15 protein-coding genes are annotated in these 16,498 nt (G+C 70.3%); 6 read left to right on the forward strand and 9 right to left on the reverse strand.

Annotated elements, in window-relative coordinates:
- The first annotated feature begins 54 nt into the window (after window positions 1-54).
- On the forward strand, window positions 55-1,230 hold the full coding sequence (locus tag ABD289_RS19605) for an anhydro-N-acetylmuramic acid kinase (protein WP_344134748.1): 1,176 nt from the start codon (window positions 55-57) through the stop codon (window positions 1,228-1,230).
- The gene (locus ABD289_RS19610) at window positions 1,227-2,717 is read left to right on the forward strand and encodes a sodium:solute symporter (RefSeq protein WP_344134752.1); all 1,491 of its coding nucleotides are present in this window, start codon (window positions 1,227-1,229) and stop codon (window positions 2,715-2,717) included. Before ABD289_RS19605 ends, ABD289_RS19610 begins: the two co-directional genes overlap by 4 nt.
- Window positions 2,718-2,778: 61 nt before the next feature.
- Here the strand turns inward: ABD289_RS19610 and ABD289_RS19615 are convergent, their stop codons facing one another.
- Entirely contained in the window at window positions 2,779-3,420 is a 642-nt protein-coding gene (locus tag ABD289_RS19615; protein WP_344134755.1) for a hypothetical protein, read from the reverse strand.
- 157 nt (window positions 3,421-3,577) lie between these two features.
- Between ABD289_RS19615 and ABD289_RS19620 the strand changes: the two genes are divergently transcribed.
- Window positions 3,578-3,868, forward strand: coding sequence for a zf-HC2 domain-containing protein (locus ABD289_RS19620; protein ID WP_344134758.1), 291 nt, complete (start codon window positions 3,578-3,580; stop codon window positions 3,866-3,868).
- Between the two features lie 145 nt (window positions 3,869-4,013).
- On the opposite strand, the gene smc is transcribed toward ABD289_RS19620, so the two are convergent.
- Both smc and ABD289_RS19630 read right to left on the reverse strand, forming a co-directional pair.
- Window positions 4,014-7,655 carry a chromosome segregation protein SMC gene (gene smc, locus ABD289_RS19625; protein WP_344134761.1) on the reverse strand — a complete coding sequence of 1,214 codons (3,642 nt, stop codon included), beginning with the start codon at window positions 7,653-7,655 and terminating at the stop codon, window positions 4,014-4,016.
- A gap of 169 nt (window positions 7,656-7,824) precedes the next feature.
- Window positions 7,825-8,109, reverse strand: coding sequence for an acylphosphatase (locus tag ABD289_RS19630; RefSeq protein WP_344134764.1), 285 nt, complete (start codon window positions 8,107-8,109; stop codon window positions 7,825-7,827).
- A 158-nt stretch (window positions 8,110-8,267) separates the two neighbouring features.
- Here ABD289_RS19630 and ABD289_RS19635 point away from each other — a divergent pair, with 158 nt between their 5' ends.
- Both ABD289_RS19635 and ABD289_RS19640 read left to right on the forward strand, forming a co-directional pair.
- Window positions 8,268-8,783, forward strand: coding sequence for a hypothetical protein (locus ABD289_RS19635; RefSeq protein WP_344134767.1), 516 nt, complete (start codon window positions 8,268-8,270; stop codon window positions 8,781-8,783).
- On the forward strand, window positions 8,783-8,971 hold the full coding sequence (locus ABD289_RS19640) for a hypothetical protein (RefSeq protein WP_344134770.1): 189 nt from the start codon (window positions 8,783-8,785) through the stop codon (window positions 8,969-8,971). The genes ABD289_RS19635 and ABD289_RS19640 overlap by 1 nt, the downstream gene beginning before the upstream one ends.
- A gap of 3 nt (window positions 8,972-8,974) precedes the next feature.
- On the opposite strand, the gene ABD289_RS19645 is transcribed toward ABD289_RS19640, so the two are convergent.
- Genes ABD289_RS19645 through ABD289_RS19660 form a run of 4 tightly spaced genes read right to left on the reverse strand, consistent with a single transcriptional unit; the run spans window position 8,975 to window position 12,116 of the window.
- Window positions 8,975-9,775 carry an ESX secretion-associated protein EspG gene (locus ABD289_RS19645; protein ID WP_344134773.1) on the reverse strand — a complete coding sequence of 267 codons (801 nt, stop codon included), beginning with the start codon at window positions 9,773-9,775 and terminating at the stop codon, window positions 8,975-8,977.
- 1 nt (window position 9,776) lies between these two features.
- Window positions 9,777-11,159, reverse strand: coding sequence for a WXG100 family type VII secretion target (locus ABD289_RS19650; protein ID WP_344134776.1), 1,383 nt, complete (start codon window positions 11,157-11,159; stop codon window positions 9,777-9,779).
- 10 nt (window positions 11,160-11,169) lie between these two features.
- Entirely contained in the window at window positions 11,170-11,766 is a 597-nt protein-coding gene (locus tag ABD289_RS19655; RefSeq protein ID WP_344134779.1) for a DUF3558 family protein, read from the reverse strand.
- Window positions 11,763-12,116 carry a hypothetical protein gene (locus tag ABD289_RS19660; protein WP_344134783.1) on the reverse strand — a complete coding sequence of 118 codons (354 nt, stop codon included), beginning with the start codon at window positions 12,114-12,116 and terminating at the stop codon, window positions 11,763-11,765. Before ABD289_RS19660 ends, ABD289_RS19655 begins: the two co-directional genes overlap by 4 nt.
- A 301-nt stretch (window positions 12,117-12,417) precedes the next feature.
- Here ABD289_RS19660 and asnB point away from each other — a divergent pair, with 301 nt between their 5' ends.
- A complete protein-coding gene (gene asnB / locus ABD289_RS19665; RefSeq protein ID WP_344134786.1) occupies window positions 12,418-14,247 on the forward strand; it encodes an asparagine synthase (glutamine-hydrolyzing) in 1,830 nt (609 codons plus the stop codon).
- A 49-nt stretch (window positions 14,248-14,296) separates the two neighbouring features.
- Here the strand turns inward: asnB and ABD289_RS19670 are convergent, their stop codons facing one another.
- The gene (locus tag ABD289_RS19670; RefSeq protein WP_344134789.1) at window positions 14,297-15,730 is read right to left on the reverse strand and encodes a sensor histidine kinase; all 1,434 of its coding nucleotides are present in this window, start codon (window positions 15,728-15,730) and stop codon (window positions 14,297-14,299) included.
- Window positions 15,727-16,431 (reverse strand): response regulator transcription factor, encoded by a 705-nt coding sequence (locus tag ABD289_RS19675; RefSeq protein ID WP_344134792.1) that lies wholly within the window; start codon window positions 16,429-16,431, stop codon window positions 15,727-15,729. The genes ABD289_RS19670 and ABD289_RS19675 overlap by 4 nt, the downstream gene beginning before the upstream one ends.
- Window positions 16,432-16,498: the final 67 nt, after the last annotated feature.

Consider the following 16,498-nt stretch of genomic DNA (forward strand, 5'->3'; position numbering starts at 1 on the left):
AACAAAGGCGCAAAGTGCTTGCTTTTCCCTGTCGATGTGGAATAGACCACAGGTATGCAGTGGGCGCGCGTGGTGGGGCTGCTCTCCGGCACGTCGATGGACGGCATCGACGTCGCCGTCGCCGAGCTACGTCTGGACGGGGATGCGATCGAGCTGCGGTCGCTCGGTTCCACCTCGCTGGACTATCCCGAGGAGCTGCGCGGGGAGCTGCTGGCCGCGCTGCCACCCGGCGAGTGCGACGCCGCGACGCTGTGCAGGTTGGACACCCTGGTGGGGCAGCGGTTCGCCGAGGCCGCACGGCTGGGCGTCGAACTCGCCGGCGGCGCCGAACTGATCGCCTCGCTCGGGCAGACGATCTTCCACTGGGTCTCCGGCGACCGGGCGCTGGGAACCCTGCAGATCGGCCAACCCGCGTGGATCGCCGAAGCCACCGGGCTGCCGGTGATCTCCGACCTGCGCACTCGGGACGTCGCCGCAGGTGGGCACGGCGCCCCGCTGGCCGGAGTCCTCGACGCGCTGTGGCTGGCCGAGGAGCCGGGGGTGCCGGTGGCCGTGAACATCGGCGGGATCGCCAACCTCACCGTCGTCGGCGGACCGCGCCCGCTGGCCTACGACACCGGGCCGGGCAACGCGCTGCTCGACGCCGCCGCGCGGCGGCGCACCGGCAGGCAGCAGGACACCGGTGGCGCGCTGGCCGCCACGGGAACGGTCGACGAAGAACTGCTCGCCGAACTGCTCGCCGACGACTACTACGCACGGCCCGCCCCGAAGTCCACCGGCAAGGAGCACTTCAACGCCGAGTACCTGGCCCGCGTGCTCGACTCGCCGATCACCGACGCCGATCTGCTGGCCACGCTCACCGAGCTGACCGCGCGCACCATCGCCGACGCCTGCCGCGCGGAGGGCGGGAGCAAGGTCGTGATCTCCGGCGGCGGCGTGCACAACCCGGTGCTGCTGGCCGCCCTGCGCCGCGAGCTGGAAGTACCGGTGCTGATCAGCGACGAGCTCGGGCTGCCCGCCCAGGACAAGGAAGCGATCCTGACCGCGCTGCTGGGGTTTCTCACCTGGCACTCCATTCCCGGGAACACACCGGGCACCACCGGTGCCGCCGGGCCGCGCGCGCTCGGCTCGATCACGCCCGGGGCCGGCCCGTTGCGCATGCCCGAGCCCGCCACCCGCCGACCGACTCGGCTGCGCGTGCTGACCACCACACAGGAAGGGAAACGATGAGAGCGCTCGACCTGGTCGTGATCGGGATGTACCTGGTCGCGATGCCCGTAGTGGGTATCCTGCTCAGCGGCAAGCAGAAGAGTTCGCGGGACTACTTCCTCGGCGGCAGGCGGTTGCCGTGGTGGGCGGTGTGCTTCTCGGTGGTGGCCACCGAGACCTCGACGCTGACGGTCATCAGCGTGCCGACGGTCGCCTACCTGGGCAGCTTCACCTATCTGCAGCTGGCCATCGGCTACCTGATCGGCCGCATCGTGGTCGCCTTCGTGCTGCTGCCCCGCTACTTCGCGGGGAACCTGGTCAGCGCCTACGCGTTCCTCGGCCAGCGGTTCGGCTCGGCTCTGCAGGGCACCGCCTCGGTGACCTTCCTGATCACCCGGTTGCTGGCCGACGGGCTGCGGCTGTTCGCCACCGCGATCCCGGTGAAGGTGATGCTGCTGGCCTTCGGCGTCGACCTGGCCTACTGGCAGATCGTGTTCCTGCTGGCGTTGCTGACGGTGATCTACACCTACGTCGGCGGGATCCGAGCCGTGGTGTGGGTCGACGCGATCCAGCTGATCGTCTACGTCGGCGGTGCGATCCTGGCGGGCATCGTGCTCGCCGGCAGGCTTCCGGCCGACTGGTTCTCCAACGCGCTCGCCGAGGGCAAGTTCCAGGTGCTGGACTTCGGCTCCTCGATCGTCACCGACCAGTACGCGTTCTTCACCGCGGTCATCGGTGGTGCCGTCTTCGCGATGGCCTCGCACGGCGCCGACCAGCTGATGGTGCAGCGGCTGCTGGCCTGCAAGACCCTGCGCGACGGCCAGAAGGCGCTGATCACCAGCGGCCTCGTGGTGGCCCTGCAGTTCGGGCTGTTCCTGTTCATCGGCACCATGCTGTGGTCGTTCTTCGGCGGCGCCGCCCCGGCCGAGATGGGCATGGCGAACTCGGACGAGCTGTTCCCGCGGTTCATCGTCAACGACCTGCCGCCGGGCCTGTCCGGGCTGTTCATCGCGGGCATCCTGGCCGCCGCGATGTCCACCCTGGGTTCCTCGCTGAACTCGCTGTCGACCTCGACGGTCAGCGACCTCTACCAGCGGCTGACCAAGCGCGGCGACGACTCCGCGGTCCTGCGGATGGGCAAGATCTGGACCCTGGTGTGGGCGCTGGTGTTCGTGGTCTTCGCGTCGATGTTCACCAGCACCGAGAACCCGGTCGTCGAGGTCGGCCTGAGCATCGCCAGCTACACCTACGGCGCCCTGCTCGGCGCGTTCCTGCTCGGTCTGCTGATCAAGCGGGCCCGGCAGGTCGACGCGATCATCGCGTTCGCGGCGACGCTCGTGGTCGTCCTGTTCTTCGCCTTCGGCGTCACCTTCCCGGACGGCGAAGGCGGGCGGACCAGTCTCGCGTTCCCCTGGTACGCGCCGCTTGGCGTGATCGTCACCCTGGTGGTCGGCGGGCTGCTCTCGTTGCGCCACAGCACCGAACCGGAGAGCGATCCGGTGTCCTAGCCCGGAGAAGGATCGGGCCCGGCGGAGCGTCCGCCGGGCCCGATCTCTTCGCCTGGTGGAATCACCCCAGCAGGAGCGGCAGCACCAGCGCCAAGAAGACGAACAGCGCCGTGCCCGCGGACACCGCGATCGCCGCCACCTTGCCCGGGGTCTCCTGCGGAGTCGGCCCCATCGCGCCCGGCAGGAACACCAGCGACGGCGCCGCGTAGAAGACGTCCTGGGTCTGGCCCTGGTTGACCGGGATCACCGCGGTGGTGTGCCCGACCTTCCACAGGTAGTTCACGTGGACCTGGATCTGGTGCTGCCCGGGCGGCAGGTCGATCGGGTTCTTGCCCCACTCCAGCTTCGGACCCGGCTGGCCGTTGATCGTGACCTGCGGCTTGAACAGCACCAAGAGGAACGCCAGCCAGTGGTACGAGCAGTCGATGAGCAGGCGGCCCATCCCGGGCGGCGGCGGAGCCATCGGCGGCTGGGGAGGCATCTGCTGCTGCGGCATGCCCTGCGGGTGCACCTGCTGCTGCGGCATCGGCCCGGACGGGGGCCCCTGCGGGGGCATGCCGCCCTGCGGTGGGTATCCCTGCTGAGCGGGCATCGGACCGGATTGCGGATAACCGGCCGGGGGTCCTGCCTGGGGGTGACCGGGCGCCATCGGCTGCTGCGGATATGGCTGCTGCCCTGGCGGCGGGCCGTACGGGTTGGTCATCGAGCTCTCCTATGCCTGCCTGGACTCAGCACATCCTCGCGCATCCGCTCCTCGCTCCCGACACCGGACTTGCGAGTCCCACGATCGAGCGGAGGATCCTTCAGCACGAGGCTCCCACGGCCGATCCTGATCACATCGGGCGTTCGAGGACGGGGTCATGCACGACACGGATCACGCGGAATTCCAGGACCTGCTTCCGGACTTCAAGTCCGGCGCGCTGGCCGACGTCGACTGGCTGATGATGCGGACGCACTTGGCCGAGTGCGCCCAGTGCCGTGCCGAGCTGCGCAGGCCGGAACTGCACAACCGCGCCGCCCCGAGGCTCATCAGCCCCGGACAGCGCGATCACCGGTCTCGCCAAACCGCACCCACCTGGCTGATCGCCCTGGGCACGACGCTGGTAGCCGGCCTGGTCGCCTTCGCCATCGCCTACGCCCTGACCCCGTAGCCCCGACGAACCGGCACCTCGGGCACGACTCACTCGCCGACGTGACAGTTTTGCCTAAAACTGTGCGGACGTTTCGGGCGCGAAGGCCTGACAGTTATAGGCAAAACTGTCACAGCCGCCGGGCTCAGCGGCTCCCGCGGAAGTCCTAGTCGAGCACCGAGGCCACGTCGCCTTCCTCGGGGGCGCCCTCGACCTCCTCGCCGGGCTTGGACTCGGCGCGCAACCGCTGCGAGATGACCTGCGTGATGCCATCGCCGCGCATGGTCACGCCGTAGAGCGCGTCGGCGATCTCCATGGTCGGCTTCTGGTGCGTGATGATGATCAGCTGCGAGGCGCTGCGCAGCTGATCGAGCAGCGTGATCAGCCTGCGCAGGTTGGTGTCGTCCAGCGCGGCCTCGACCTCGTCCATCACGTAGAACGGCGACGGCCGGGCGCGGAAGATCGACACCAGCATGGCCACCGCGGTCAGCGACTTCTCACCACCGGAGAGCAGCGAGAGCCGCTTGACCTTCTTGCCCGGTGGCCTGGCCTCGACCTCGACACCGGTGGTGAGCAGGTCGGACGGATCGGTGAGCGTGAGGCGACCTTCCCCGCCGGGGAAGAGCACCTTGAAGACGGTCTCGAACTCCTTGGCCACGTCCTCGAAGGCCGAGCTGAAGACCTCGAGGATCTTCTCGTCGACCTCCTTGACCACGCTGAGCAGGTCGCGGCGGCTGTCCTTGAGGTCTTCGAGCTGGGTGGACAGGAACTTGTAGCGCTCCTCCAGCGCCGCGTACTCCTCCAGCGCCAGCGGGTTGACCTTGCCCAGCAACGACAGGTCCTTCTCCGCCCGCTTGGCCCGGCGCTCCTGAGCCTCGCGGTCGTAGGGCACCGGCTGCGGAGCGCTGACGTCCTCGCCGCGTTCCTTGGCCGCCTCGTACTCGGCCATCTCGGCGGCTCCCGGTGGCACCGACACGGTCGGCCCGTACTCCTCCACCAGGTCGTCCAGGCCGATCCCGAACTCCTCGATGATCTTGGTCTCGAGCTGTTCGATCCGCAACCGCTGCTCCGCGCGCACCACCTCGTCGCGGTGCACCGCGTCGACGAGCTTCTCCAGCTCACCGGAGAGCTCGCGCACCCGCGCGCGGATGTTGCTCAGCGCCTGCTCGTGCTCGGCCTGCTGGGCCTGCGCGCTGTCGCGCTCCTCGGTGGCCGCCCGCAGCGAGACGGTGACCCGGCCGAGCGCGGACTCGGCGCCGTCGATCACCGCGCGCGTGACGCGAGCCGCGCGCTCACGCGCCTGCCGGGCCGCCTCGACTCGCGCCCTGGTCTCGCGCTCGTGCCGAGCCGCGCGGCGCAACTGGTCGGCGCGCCCCTGCACGGACCTGGCCCGCTCCTCGGAGGTGCGCTGCGCGAGCCGCGCGTCCATCTCCTGCTGGCGAACGGTGGTCAGTTCAGCGGACAACCGGTCGCGCTCTTCGGTGTCCGGCTCGTCGGCCTGCTCCTGCTCGCTGTTGACCACCGCGAGGCGCTCTTCCAGCTCCGCGAGCTTGGCCAGGGACTCCTCGCGGGTCTGCTCGGCCTTGGCCCGCTGCTCGCGAATCCGCTCGGCCTCGGAACGCGCGCTGCGCGCGGCCTTCTGCATGCTGGAGAGGCGCTCGGTGCTGCGCGCGCGGGCGACCTTGGCCTCGTTGATCTGTTCCTCGGCCGCGCGGACCTCGTCGCGACGCGCCTCCTCCTCGGCGCGAGCACCTTCCAGCGCCGCGGAGTGCTGCTCGAGGCGACGCTCGGCAGCGGCCAGCTCGCGTTCCGCCTCGTCGACGGCGGCGCGCACCTCGATGACGCTCTGCTGGTCGTCCGACCCGCCGGCGGCCCAGTGCGCGCCCAGCACGTCACCGGCCGAGGTCACCGCGCGCACGTCCGGGCGGTTCTGCACGAGGTCCCGCGCGTCGTCGAGGGTTTCGACGACGGCGACCTTGTCGAGCGCGGACAGCACCGCGCCGCGCATCTCGTCGGGAGCCGTGACCAGGTCGACGGCCCAGCGGGCGGAGCCGGTCAGGGCGGGCCAGGACGAGCGGTCGACATCGGCGTCGGAGCCGATCACCACGCCGGACCGGCCGGCATCGTCGGCCTTGAGCAGTTCCAGCGCGGTGACGGCATCGGTGACACCGCCGACGACGACCGCGTCGGCGACCGCGCCGAGCGCTGCGGCCAGCGCCGCCTCGGCACCCTGCTCGACGCTGAGCAGCGCGGCGACCGAACCGAGCAACCCGGGAACCCGATCTCCTGCCGACATCAGCGCACCGGCGCCGTCCTTGCGCTGCAAGCCCATCGACAGCGCCTCGACGCGGGCCTTCCAGGAGGCGATCTCGCGTTCCGCGGCGCGCTCCTCCTTGACCAGCTCCTCGACCCGGGCGCGAGCGGCCTTGCGGGCCTCGGCGGCGTTGTCGCGGCGTTCCTGCAAGCCGGCGTCGTCGGAGTCCTGGCCGCCGGACTCCTCTTCGGCATCGGCCAGCTGGCGCTCGGCCTCCTCGGCCGTGGTGGTGGCCTCGACCAGTGCCTCGTCGAGGCGTTCGATCTCGTTGGCGCTGTCGCTGACCGTGCCGCGCAACGACTCCACCTGGCCGGACAACCGGGCGGCGCCCTCCCGGCGGTCGGCGATGGCGCGCACGGCCGCGAGGTGGGCCTGCTCGGCCTGCTTGAGCCGGTTCTCCAGCTCGGAACGTCGCTGCACGACCTCGTTGAGCGCTTCGCGGGCCTGCTCGACCTGCTCGCGCAGCTCGACTTCTTCCTCGGCGGCCTCCTCGGCCTCGGCCTCGAGCTGGTCGGGGTCCTTGCCGGGCCGGTGCTCCTCGGTCTCGGCGGTCAGGTGCCGGTGGCGCTCGTTGGCCAGCCGCAGCGTGCCGTTGAACCGCTCTTCCAACGCGGAGAGGCGGTACCAGGTGTCCTGCGCCTTGTTCAGCCGCGGCGCGTCGGCCGAGACCTTCTCCTCGAGCGCCTTCTCCTCCGACTGGGCGTGTTGCAGCGCCCGCTCGACCTCGGTGCGCTTGGCGCGAGCGGCTTCCTGGTCGGCCTCGTCGCGGGCCAGATCGGCGCGAGCGGTGACCAGTTCGTCGGCGATCAGGCGCAGCCGCGCGTCGCGCAGGTCGGCCTGCACGGTCTGCGCCTTGCGCGCGATCTCGGCCTGCTTGCCCAGCGGTTTGAGTTGCCTGCGGAGCTCGCTGGTGAGGTCGGTGAGCCGGGTGAGGTTGGCCTGCATCGCGTCGAGCTTGCGCAGCGCCTTTTCCTTGCGCTTGCGATGCTTGAGCACACCCGCGGCCTCTTCGATGAGCCTGCGGTTCTCGTCCGGCTTGGCCTGCAGGATCGACGATAGCTGCCCCTGGCCGACGATGACGTGCATCTCGCGGCCGATGCCCGAGTCCGACAACAGTTCCTGCACGTCCATCAGCCGGCAGGTGTTGCCGTTGATCTCGTATTCGCTGGCCCCGTCGCGGAACATCCGGCGGGTGATGGAGACCTCGGTGTACTCGATGGCCAGCGCGCCATCGGCGTTGTCGATGGTCAGGGTGACCTCGGCGCGGCCAAGCGGGGCTCGTCCCGCGGTGCCCGCGAAGATCACGTCCTCCATCTTGCCGCCGCGCAGGTCCTTGGCGCCCTGCTCGCCCATCACCCAGCGGAGCGCGTCGAGCACGTTGGACTTGCCGGATCCGTTCGGGCCGACCACGCAGGTGATACCGGGTTCAAAGCGCAGCGTGGTGGCCGAGGCGAAGGACTTGAACCCCTTCAGCGTCAGGCTCTTGAGATGCACGGCTGCGATCGACCTTCCCGCGGATTGTCCGGATCTTCGACTGCTTCGTCCGCCAAACCCTACCGGTCGGACTCGCCACACCAACGCAGAACCGCAGGTTGCGACAGTTTTGCCTAAAACTGCCCGGACATTTCGGGCGCTGGGGGTCTGACAGTTTTAGGCAAAACTGTCAGCGCTCCACGAAGGTGGTGAGGCCGCCCTTGGGGGTGCTCCAGAGTTCGGCTACGTGGTCGACCTGGCCGGGGGTGTCGCCGGAGCGCAGGACTTCCAGGAAGCGCTCGCAGGAGTCGCGGGGGCCTTCGGCGACGACCTCGACGCGTCGCCCCGGGAGGTTGGTGGCGCTGCCGACCAGGCCCAGCTCGAGAGCCCGGGACCTGGTCCACCAGCGAAAGCCCACGCCTTGCACGTGGCCGTGCACCCATGCGGTCAGTCGTGCCTGCTCCGATTCCGTCACGTGCGAAATGATGCCGCTCCATTCGCGGAATGGCACATCCCCCTGGCGGAGGATGGCGGATCGGTGTCCGCCCGGTATGATCCGCCCAGCTCGGCGCATGCCGGATGATCCGGGGACATCCGACACGGCCGCCCGACCGTCCAACCAGTGGGGCACCGATGGATCCGAACTTCGACGACGACCCGGACGCTCGGCCGAAACGCTTAGTCGTGCTGGCCACGTCCGGAATCGCCGCGGCGACCGTGTTCGCGACGACGGCCGCCGTGGTCGCGGGCGCGTCCAAGCAGGACGTGGCCACACCCGACTTCAGCCTGAAGCCGACCACCACGTCCCAGTCGCAGCAAACCTCGTGGACCACGCCGCCGCCGATGCCACCTCCCCCTCCGATGAGCAGCGCCGAGGGGACGTCCACGGTGGACTCGACGAGTTCTCGGACGCGGCATTCCACCGAGGACTCCGACAGGCCCTCGCGCACCGAGGCTCCCGCTCCCCCGCCGGACCAGCCGCGACCGCCGCGACCGACGGGCAGTCCGGAACCCACGAGCACGGATCCGGAACCGACCGAGTCTCCCGAGCCGACAACGACGACTCCCTCTGAGCCGACCGAATCGCCGACCACTTCGCCGACCAGCAGCGAGTCGTCCTCGAAGAGCAGCACGACCGGGTCGAACTGATGGAGCTGGCCGCGCACGCGTGCCGGTCGCTGTGCTCCTGGCACCGCACGCCCAAGCTGCTCGACGGGCTTCCGCTGCTGGCTTGCCGCGGTTGCGGTTCGCAGTGGGTGCGCAGCGAACCGTGGACGCCGATCGATCACACCGGCAGGATTCCGGAGGACGTCCGCGCGCAGCTGCGCGAGCGCTGACGGTCAGTCGCGCCGGACCTCGGCGAGCAGATCCCCGGCGTACTCCGCGAGGCGGGCGTTGCTCGCCGGGGCGATGGTGCTCCAGCCGCGCCCGTCCCCGGTGTGGCGCACCACGTGGAGGTAGCGGCCCTGCTCGGTGTCGTGGAAGGCGACGACCCGCTCCGCCCGCTCGGGCCTGCCGCGGTCCGGGTTCGCCTCGGCGCCCAGCTGACCGCGCACGGTCATGCCCGCCGACATGGCGGCGACATCGGCGGCGTCGGAGTGCGGGATGCCCGCGGCGCGGAGTTCGTCGGTGAAGGCGAGCCGGTCGGTGGTGCCCGCGATGCTCGCCGCCTGACGCAGCGTGTCGTTGGGCAGGCTGACCGCCCTCCCGGGGCCGGGCGGGGTGTCCCCGGCGACCGAGACCGCTGCGTCCGCGAGCGCCCCGCTTCGGATGGGCGTGATCTCGACGACGTCGCCGTCGACGATCACCAGCACGCCCGCATCCGCGCTGGCGCAGGCGAGGGCCCGAATCGAGCGGTCCGCCCAGATGCGCAGGTCGATGCCGCGCTGCGGTCGGTCCAGCAACGCCAGCACGTCGGCGAACTCGACGTCGAGCCGATCGCGGCCGGTTTCGGCGAGCCCGCGCTGCCGCAGCTCGTCCCACACCCCGGCGACCAGGCGCGCGCGCTCGGCGTAGGTGGCACCGGGACTGGGCACGTCGAGCACGATGTGCCGCCGGTCGGTCAATCGCTCGGACTCGCAGGCCACATCGAATTCCAACGCGGACAGGTAGATCGGGTCCGCTTCGGCTCCGGGGCGCACGTCAGTCCCGGTTCTTGGTCTCGTCACCGGCCTCGCCCGGGGAGTCCTCGCCCGCGGATTCCCCGGCACCGGCCTCCGGCTCGGACTCCGACCGATCGTCCTCGGTCTGGTCGCCCAGCACGGCGGGCGCGACGAGCCGCTCGTCGTCGAACGGCGTTTCCTCGGCCGCGTAGGCGTTCTCGTGCTCGCCGTCACCGGATCCGCCCTCGCGCTTGGTCGCGGGCGACAGCACACCTCCGCCTGCCTTGCCCCCGGATGCCGCGGCAGCGGTGCCACCGGTCTTGGCCGCCTTGGCCTCACCACCGGGTGCCGCACCTCCCGCGCGGCCGTCCATCACGCGCTTGGCCGCGTAGGCACCGCCACCCAGCAGCGCGGCCCCGCCCGCGGCGATGCCGAGCATGGTGCCGGTTCCGATGCCGTCCTCGCCCGCGGCACGACCGTCCGCGCCGAGCTCAGCAGCGTGCTCCTCGGGCGCACCGGGATCCTTCGGTTCCTCCGACCCCCCCGGCTCCTCGGGCTGCTCCGGCGCATCGGGCTCGCCGGGCTCCGCGCGACCGTCACCGTCGACGCGGCCACCGTCGACCCAACCCCCGCCGGGCCGGTCCGCACCGGGCTCGGACACCTGGTCTCCGGGCCGCGCGCCCGGAACCGGGTCGCCCGCACCCGGTCGCGCACCGGGAACCGGTGCGCTGCCGGTGGTTCCGTCGCCAACAGTTCCGCGCCCGGCGGTCGCCCCACCGACGACCGCGGATCCGCTCGAATCCCCCGCGGACGGCATCGCACCGACCCCCGCACCGGGAACCGATCCCGAGGGCTGACTCGCCTGCACCGCCCCGGCGGGCACCACGGGTAGTGGCCGGTGCCCGTCGGCGTGGTCGACGGAGGTGTCGCGGTACTCGGCCAACGCGGCCTGCGCGGCCTTCTTCTGCGCGTCGATGCGCTTGGCCTCGGCGTCGTAGTCGGACTCGTAGCCGAATCCGCCGCCGGCCCATTCGAGGACGTTCTCCGATTCCTGGTGCCGCAACTCGTCGCAGTTGGGCAGCTTGTGCCGCGCCGACTCGTAGCCCTGGCCCTGCCCCTCGACGCTGCTCGCCGACCGCGCGAGCGGGTCGGGCGCCTCGGACATCATCGCCTGCTGCCGCCGGGTCGTCTCGGCGGCCAGGTCGCCCGCGCTGCCTTCCCAGGCGATCTGCAGCTTGCCGAGCTCGCGTCGCAGCGTGTCGTCGAGATCGGTGACCACCTGCACGCAGCTGTCCAGAGCCCGCACCGCGCTCTGCATCGACTCGGTGCCGGCGCCCTGCTTGATCCGGCTGATCCACTCCCGCAGTTGCGAGATGTCCATCCCTTCGAACCGGATGTCGCGGATGGGCTCGATATCGGCCATGTTGTCCCCCTTAGCGCTGCGACTGCAGGGTCGACACGACCGCCTCGGCGGCCAGCTGAGCCTTGCCGCACATCTGGTCGGTGTCGAGCCCTCCGGGCGTGAACAGCATCAGGTTGATCCACAGCGTCTGCCCCTCGGCCGCGTCGACGAAGGCGTCGCAGCCGAGGTTCTCGGCTCCCCACACCTGGCTCTGCACCGCCCCGTGACCGTTGAGCCGATAGGTCCGGCGGCTATCCGGATTCGAGTTGATCTGCTGGAGGAACCGCTCGATGGGCTCGGGCACGACCCGGATTCCGATGCCGTAGTCGGCGTTTCCGTCGTGGCCGAGAAAGCCGCAGCCCGCGTAGTTCGCCCCATCGCTGTCCAGCGGCCGCCCGGAGATCTCCCCGACGGGGATCGATGCCTTGTCGGCGGCGGTCAGCCAGCCGCAGATGTCGGCTCGCCGCTTGCCCGCCACCGGTAGCTCTCCGGGCCGCTGCGGCAGATCCGGCCCGGCCTGCCGCTCCCGCTCGGTCCGTTCCGGGTCGGGGCCGTTGACGGTGCATCCGGAAAGCGCCGCGACCAGCCCGAGCGCGGCGAGGACCGCGCCTGCTGCGGAGACCTTCATGCCTGCCGCCGCAGCTGGAACGACTCCTGGATCTGCTCGTCGGTGTAGCCGTACTCCCTCGCGGCCTCGCCGACCTGCTCACCCAGCTCGATGACGTTGTTGACGTACTGCAGCAACCGCTGGAAGTGCGCGTCCTCGGCACCGACGAGCCGATGGGTCCAGTACGCGGCCGCGGACCTGCTGACCTCATCGGTCGCGGGCGGCGTGACCTGCAGGTTCGGCGCGATGCTCTGCAACCGGTGCAACGCCTCCTCGGCGGCGGCCAGGATGGTCCTGCGCACCTCGAGCACGTTGTCCTCGGTGACCGTGATGGCCTGCCCACCGGCGGGCTGCTCCACAGGTGCTGTCACAGCGAAACCCCCAGGTCACAGTGGCTGCTCACAGACTCGCGACCAGCCTAGCAGCGAGCCGATCTCCGCATCACCGCTTTCCGGGAGCTCGTCTTCGCACCACCGGATCCGGTTTCCGCTTTGACCGGATTCCCCCTCGTTTTAACCGTTTTCGCCGCTCGCGCACGCTTCGTGGGTGGTCGAGTTCACTCGGTTAGTTGGTTTCAACGATGAAACAATCTCGTTAACCTTGCTAACCAGTGGGGTTCTCGCAACCCTCGAAACAACAGCGCAGAAACCGAGGAACTGGAGCGCACCCGGTATGTGCGGAATCTCCGGCTGGATCGACTTCCAGCGAGACCTGACCGAGCACCGGTCAACGATCGACGCCATGTGCGAGACGATGACCTGCCGCGGGCCGGATGCCGGCGGCACCTGGGTCACGCCGCACGCCGCGCTGGCGCACCGTCGTCTGGCCATCATCGACCTGCCCGGCGGAACGCAGCCCATGACCGACGCCGAAGGCCGAGTCGCCATCGTTTACAGCGGTGAGGCCTACAACTTCACCGAGCTGCGCGACGAACTCCGCCGCCGCGGCCACCGGTTCGACACCGACAGCGACACCGAGGTCGTGCTGCACGGCTACCTCGAGTGGGGCGCGCAGGTCGCCGAGCACCTCAACGGCATGTTCGCCTTCGCCGTCTACGACACCCGCAGCGACCAGCTGCTGCTCGTCCGCGACCGGATGGGCATCAAGCCGTTGTACTACTACCCCACCGAGCACGGCGTGCTCTTCGGCTCCGAGCCCAAGGCGATCCTGGCCAACCCGCAGGCCGAGAAGGTCGTGGACGCCGACGGGATGCGCGAGCTGTTCGGCATGGTCAAGACCCCGGGCCAGGCCGTCTGGGCGGGCATGCGCGAGGTCGAACCGGGCACCGTGGTCTCCCTCGACCGCAAGGGCCTGCACGAGCACACCTACTGGAAGCTGCAGGCCGTCGAGCACACCGACGACCAGCAGACCTCGGTCGGGCACGTGCGCGAGCTGCTGGACGACATCGTGTCCCGCCAGCTGATCTCGGACGTGCCGCGCTGCGTGCTGCTCTCCGGCGGACTGGATTCCAGCGCGATCACCGCGCTGGCCGGGCAGCAGCTCAAGGACTCCGGCGAGCAGGTGCGCAGCTTCGCCGTCGACTTCCTCGGCCAGACCGAGAACTTCGTGCCCGACCCGATGCGCGCCACCCCGGACGGGCCCTACGTTCGCGACGTCGCGGATCACGTCGGCACGCAGCACCAGAACATCGTGCTCGACCCGCAGACGCTCGCCGACCCGGACGTGCGCCGGGCCGCGGTGCAGGCGCGGGACTTCCCGATGGGCCTCGGCGACCTGGACCAGTCGCTGTACTTGCTGTTCAAGTCGATCCGGCAGCACTCCACGGTGGCGCTGTCCGGCGAGTCGGCCGACGAGGTCTTCGGCGGTTACAAGTGGTTCCACGACCCCGCCGTGCGCGACGCCGACGCCTTCCCGTGGCTGGCGGCGGTGCAGGACCAGAGCGGCGGCCAGTTCGACGTGCTCGCCCCCGAGGTCTCCAAGGCCCTGGACCTGCCCTCGTTCGTGGACGACTCCTACCGCACCGCGCTCGGCGAAGTGCCGCGACTCGACGGCGAGGACGCCCTGGAGCGCCGGATGCGGGAGATCTGCTACCTGCACCTGACCCGGTTCGTGCGAATCCTGCTGGACCGCAAGGACCGGATGAGCATGGCCGTCGGTCTCGAGGTCCGGGTCCCGTTCTGCGACCACCGCCTGGTGGAGTACGTGTTCAACACCCCGTGGTCGCTGAAGACCTTCGACGGCAGGGAGAAGAGCCTGCTGCGCCACGCCACGGCCGACACGCTGCCGAGGTCGGTGGTCGATCGGGTCAAGAGCCCCTACCCGTCCACTCAGGACCCGAACTACGCGAAGGAACTGCAGCGCCAGGTCCGCGACCTGGTCAAGGCCGACAACCCGGCCCTGGACCTGCTCAACCGGGACTGGCTCGACCAGGCCCTCGCGCAGGAACCCGGCAAGGTGGACCCGGCGGCGCGCCTCACCTTCGAGCGCGCCCTCGACATGGCGATGTGGTTCGACATCCACAACCCGACGATCAAGCTCTGATCGGTGCTGCCGCCGCTCGGGTGGACTCCCCGAGTCCACCCGAGCGCGCTCACAGCAGCGGCAGCAGGAGCCGGAACGTGCTGCCGCCGTGGGAGTTCCGGTGCAGTTCCAAGCGCCCGTTGTGGGCTTGCGCCAGGGCCGCCGTGATGGCGAGGCCCAGGCCGGTGCCTCCTGAGGTGCGCGCGTCATCCACCCGGTAGAACCGGTCGAAGATCCTGCTCGCGTGCTCCTCCGCGATGCCGGGGCCGGTGTCGGTGACCGAAACGGCGGCCACCGGTGCTCCCGGGGCGAGCTCGGCACCGCTAGCCGCGGTCGCGGGCTCGCCGGCGGCCGATCGGTCGACATCGACCGTGATCGACGTGCCCGGCGGGGTGTGCACCAGGGCGTTGTTGACCAGGTTCGTCAGGACCTGGCTCAGCCGAGCGCCGTCGCCGAGGACGCGCAGACCCTCCACACCGCCGAGGGTGATCTCGCGCTCCGGAGCGCGGGCGCGGGCGTCCTGGACCACGTCGCGAGCCACCGGCAACAGATCGAGGTCGACGAGATCGATGCTGCGTTCCCGATCCAACCGCGCCAGCAGCAGCATGTCCTCGACCATGCCGCCCATCCGCACCGCCTCGGATTCGATGCGCTGCATCATCATCCGCACGTCCTTCGGAGCTGGTGATTCGCTGCGCCGGTAGAGCTCGGCGAAACCGCGGATCGAGGTCAACGGCGTGCGCAGCTCGTGCGAGGCATCGGCGACGAAGCGGCGCAGCCGCTGCTCGGACTGCTCCCGCTCGCCCAGCGCGTCGGTGAGCCTGCCCAGCATGGTGTTCAGCGCCTTGCCCAGGCGGCCGGTCTCGGTGCGCGGATCCGAATCCGGTACCCGCCGATCCATCTGCCCCGCGGCGATGGCGTCCGCGGTGTTCTCGATGCGGGCCAGCGGCCGCAAGCTCAGCCGGACCGTGCCCGCGGCCGCGAAGGCCAGCACCAGCAGGACCACACCGCCCACGACGAGCTCGATGATGATCAGCTGCTGAACGGTGGCCCGAGCGTCGTCCAACGACAACGCCAGCACCACGGTCCGCCCGTCGGACATCGACACCCGGCGCACCCGCCAGTCCGTGCCGTCTCTGCGGTCCGGAACGGTCCCGACCCGCGGGCCGCGCTCCGGGTCGTGCACCAGCGGTCCACCCGGCTCGTCCCCGGTGGACCCGATGACGTCGCCGACCTGCTCCCCGGACGGCGTGAAGATCAGCACCCGGAAATCGGTGGGCAGCTGGGTTCGATCGGACGTGGGCGGGTGGTGCCGCGGCTCCGGCGGTGGCCGCCGGCCTTCCTCCCACGGCATCGACATCTCGGCGAGCCGCTGATCGGTGCGCTCGATCAGCGACCGGTTCAGCAGCGCGACGCTGGTGAAACCCATCAGCAGCAGTCCCACCACCAGGGCCGACAGCAGTGTCAGGACGAGCCGCCCCCGCAGCGTGCGCAGGGCCTTCATCGCTTCTCCGGCGGCAGCCGCAGCACGTACCCGACGCCGCGGATGGTGTGGATCAGCGGGACGTCCTCCGCGAAGTCGATCTTGCGGCGCAGGTAGCTGATGTAGGACTCGACGATCCGGCTGTCGCCGCCGAAGTCGTAGTTCCACACCCGATCGAGGATCTGCACCTTGCTGACCACCCTCTCGGCGTTGATCATCAGGTAGCGCAGCAGCTTGAACTCCGTTGGCGACAGGTTCACCAGCCGCCCGGCGCGGCGGAACTCGTAGGTGTCCTCGTCGAGTTCCAGGTCCTGGTAGCGCAGCGTCGAGTCGCTGGTCTGGTCGGGAAGCACCCGCCGCAGGATCGCCCGCAGCCGCAGCACCACCTCGTCCAGGCTGAACGGTTTGGTGACGTAGTCGTCTCCCCCGGCGGTGAGCCCGGCGATGCGGTCCTGCACGGCATCGCGCGCGGTCAGGAACAGCACCGGCACGTCGTCGCCCGCCCGCCGCAGCTGGCCGGCGACGGTGAAGCCGTCCTGATCGGGCAGCATCACGTCGAGCACGACGATGTCGGGTTTGAACGCCCCCGCCTCCCGCAACGCCTCGGCCCCGGTTCCGGCGCTGCGCACCTCGAACCCGCTCAGCCGCAGCGCCGCGCTCAGCAGCTCCAGAATGTTCGGCTCGTCATCGACGACGAGAACTCGACCAGCAGTTTCCGCCACGCCGTCCACTCTCGCTCACCTCCCTGGGAATTCGCTGGACGCGCCCTGAACGCGGCACGTCACGCCG

It is taken from the genome of Saccharopolyspora halophila (assembly GCF_039531955.1).
Taxonomy (GTDB): domain Bacteria; phylum Actinomycetota; class Actinomycetes; order Mycobacteriales; family Pseudonocardiaceae; genus Saccharopolyspora; species Saccharopolyspora halophila.

Excerpts from the sequence above, each read along its gene's own strand:
- ABD289_RS19605 (WP_344134748.1), top strand. The coding sequence starts at position 55 with ATGCAGTGGGCGCGCGTGGTGGGGCTGCTCTCCGGCACGTCGATGGAC.
- ABD289_RS19610 (WP_344134752.1), top strand. The coding sequence starts at position 1,227 with ATGAGAGCGCTCGACCTGGTCGTGATCGGGATGTACCTGGTCGCGATG.
- ABD289_RS19615 (WP_344134755.1), bottom strand. The coding sequence starts at position 3,420 with ATGACCAACCCGTACGGCCCGCCGCCAGGGCAGCAGCCATATCCGCAG.
- ABD289_RS19620 (WP_344134758.1), top strand. The coding sequence starts at position 3,578 with ATGCACGACACGGATCACGCGGAATTCCAGGACCTGCTTCCGGACTTC.
- ABD289_RS19635 (WP_344134767.1), top strand. The coding sequence starts at position 8,268 with ATGGATCCGAACTTCGACGACGACCCGGACGCTCGGCCGAAACGCTTA.
- ABD289_RS19640 (WP_344134770.1), top strand. The coding sequence starts at position 8,783 with ATGGAGCTGGCCGCGCACGCGTGCCGGTCGCTGTGCTCCTGGCACCGC.
- ABD289_RS19650 (WP_344134776.1), bottom strand. The coding sequence starts at position 11,159 with ATGGCCGATATCGAGCCCATCCGCGACATCCGGTTCGAAGGGATGGAC.
- ABD289_RS19655 (WP_344134779.1), bottom strand. The coding sequence starts at position 11,766 with ATGAAGGTCTCCGCAGCAGGCGCGGTCCTCGCCGCGCTCGGGCTGGTC.
- asnB (WP_344134786.1), top strand. The coding sequence starts at position 12,418 with ATGTGCGGAATCTCCGGCTGGATCGACTTCCAGCGAGACCTGACCGAG.
- ABD289_RS19670 (WP_344134789.1), bottom strand. The coding sequence starts at position 15,730 with ATGAAGGCCCTGCGCACGCTGCGGGGGCGGCTCGTCCTGACACTGCTG.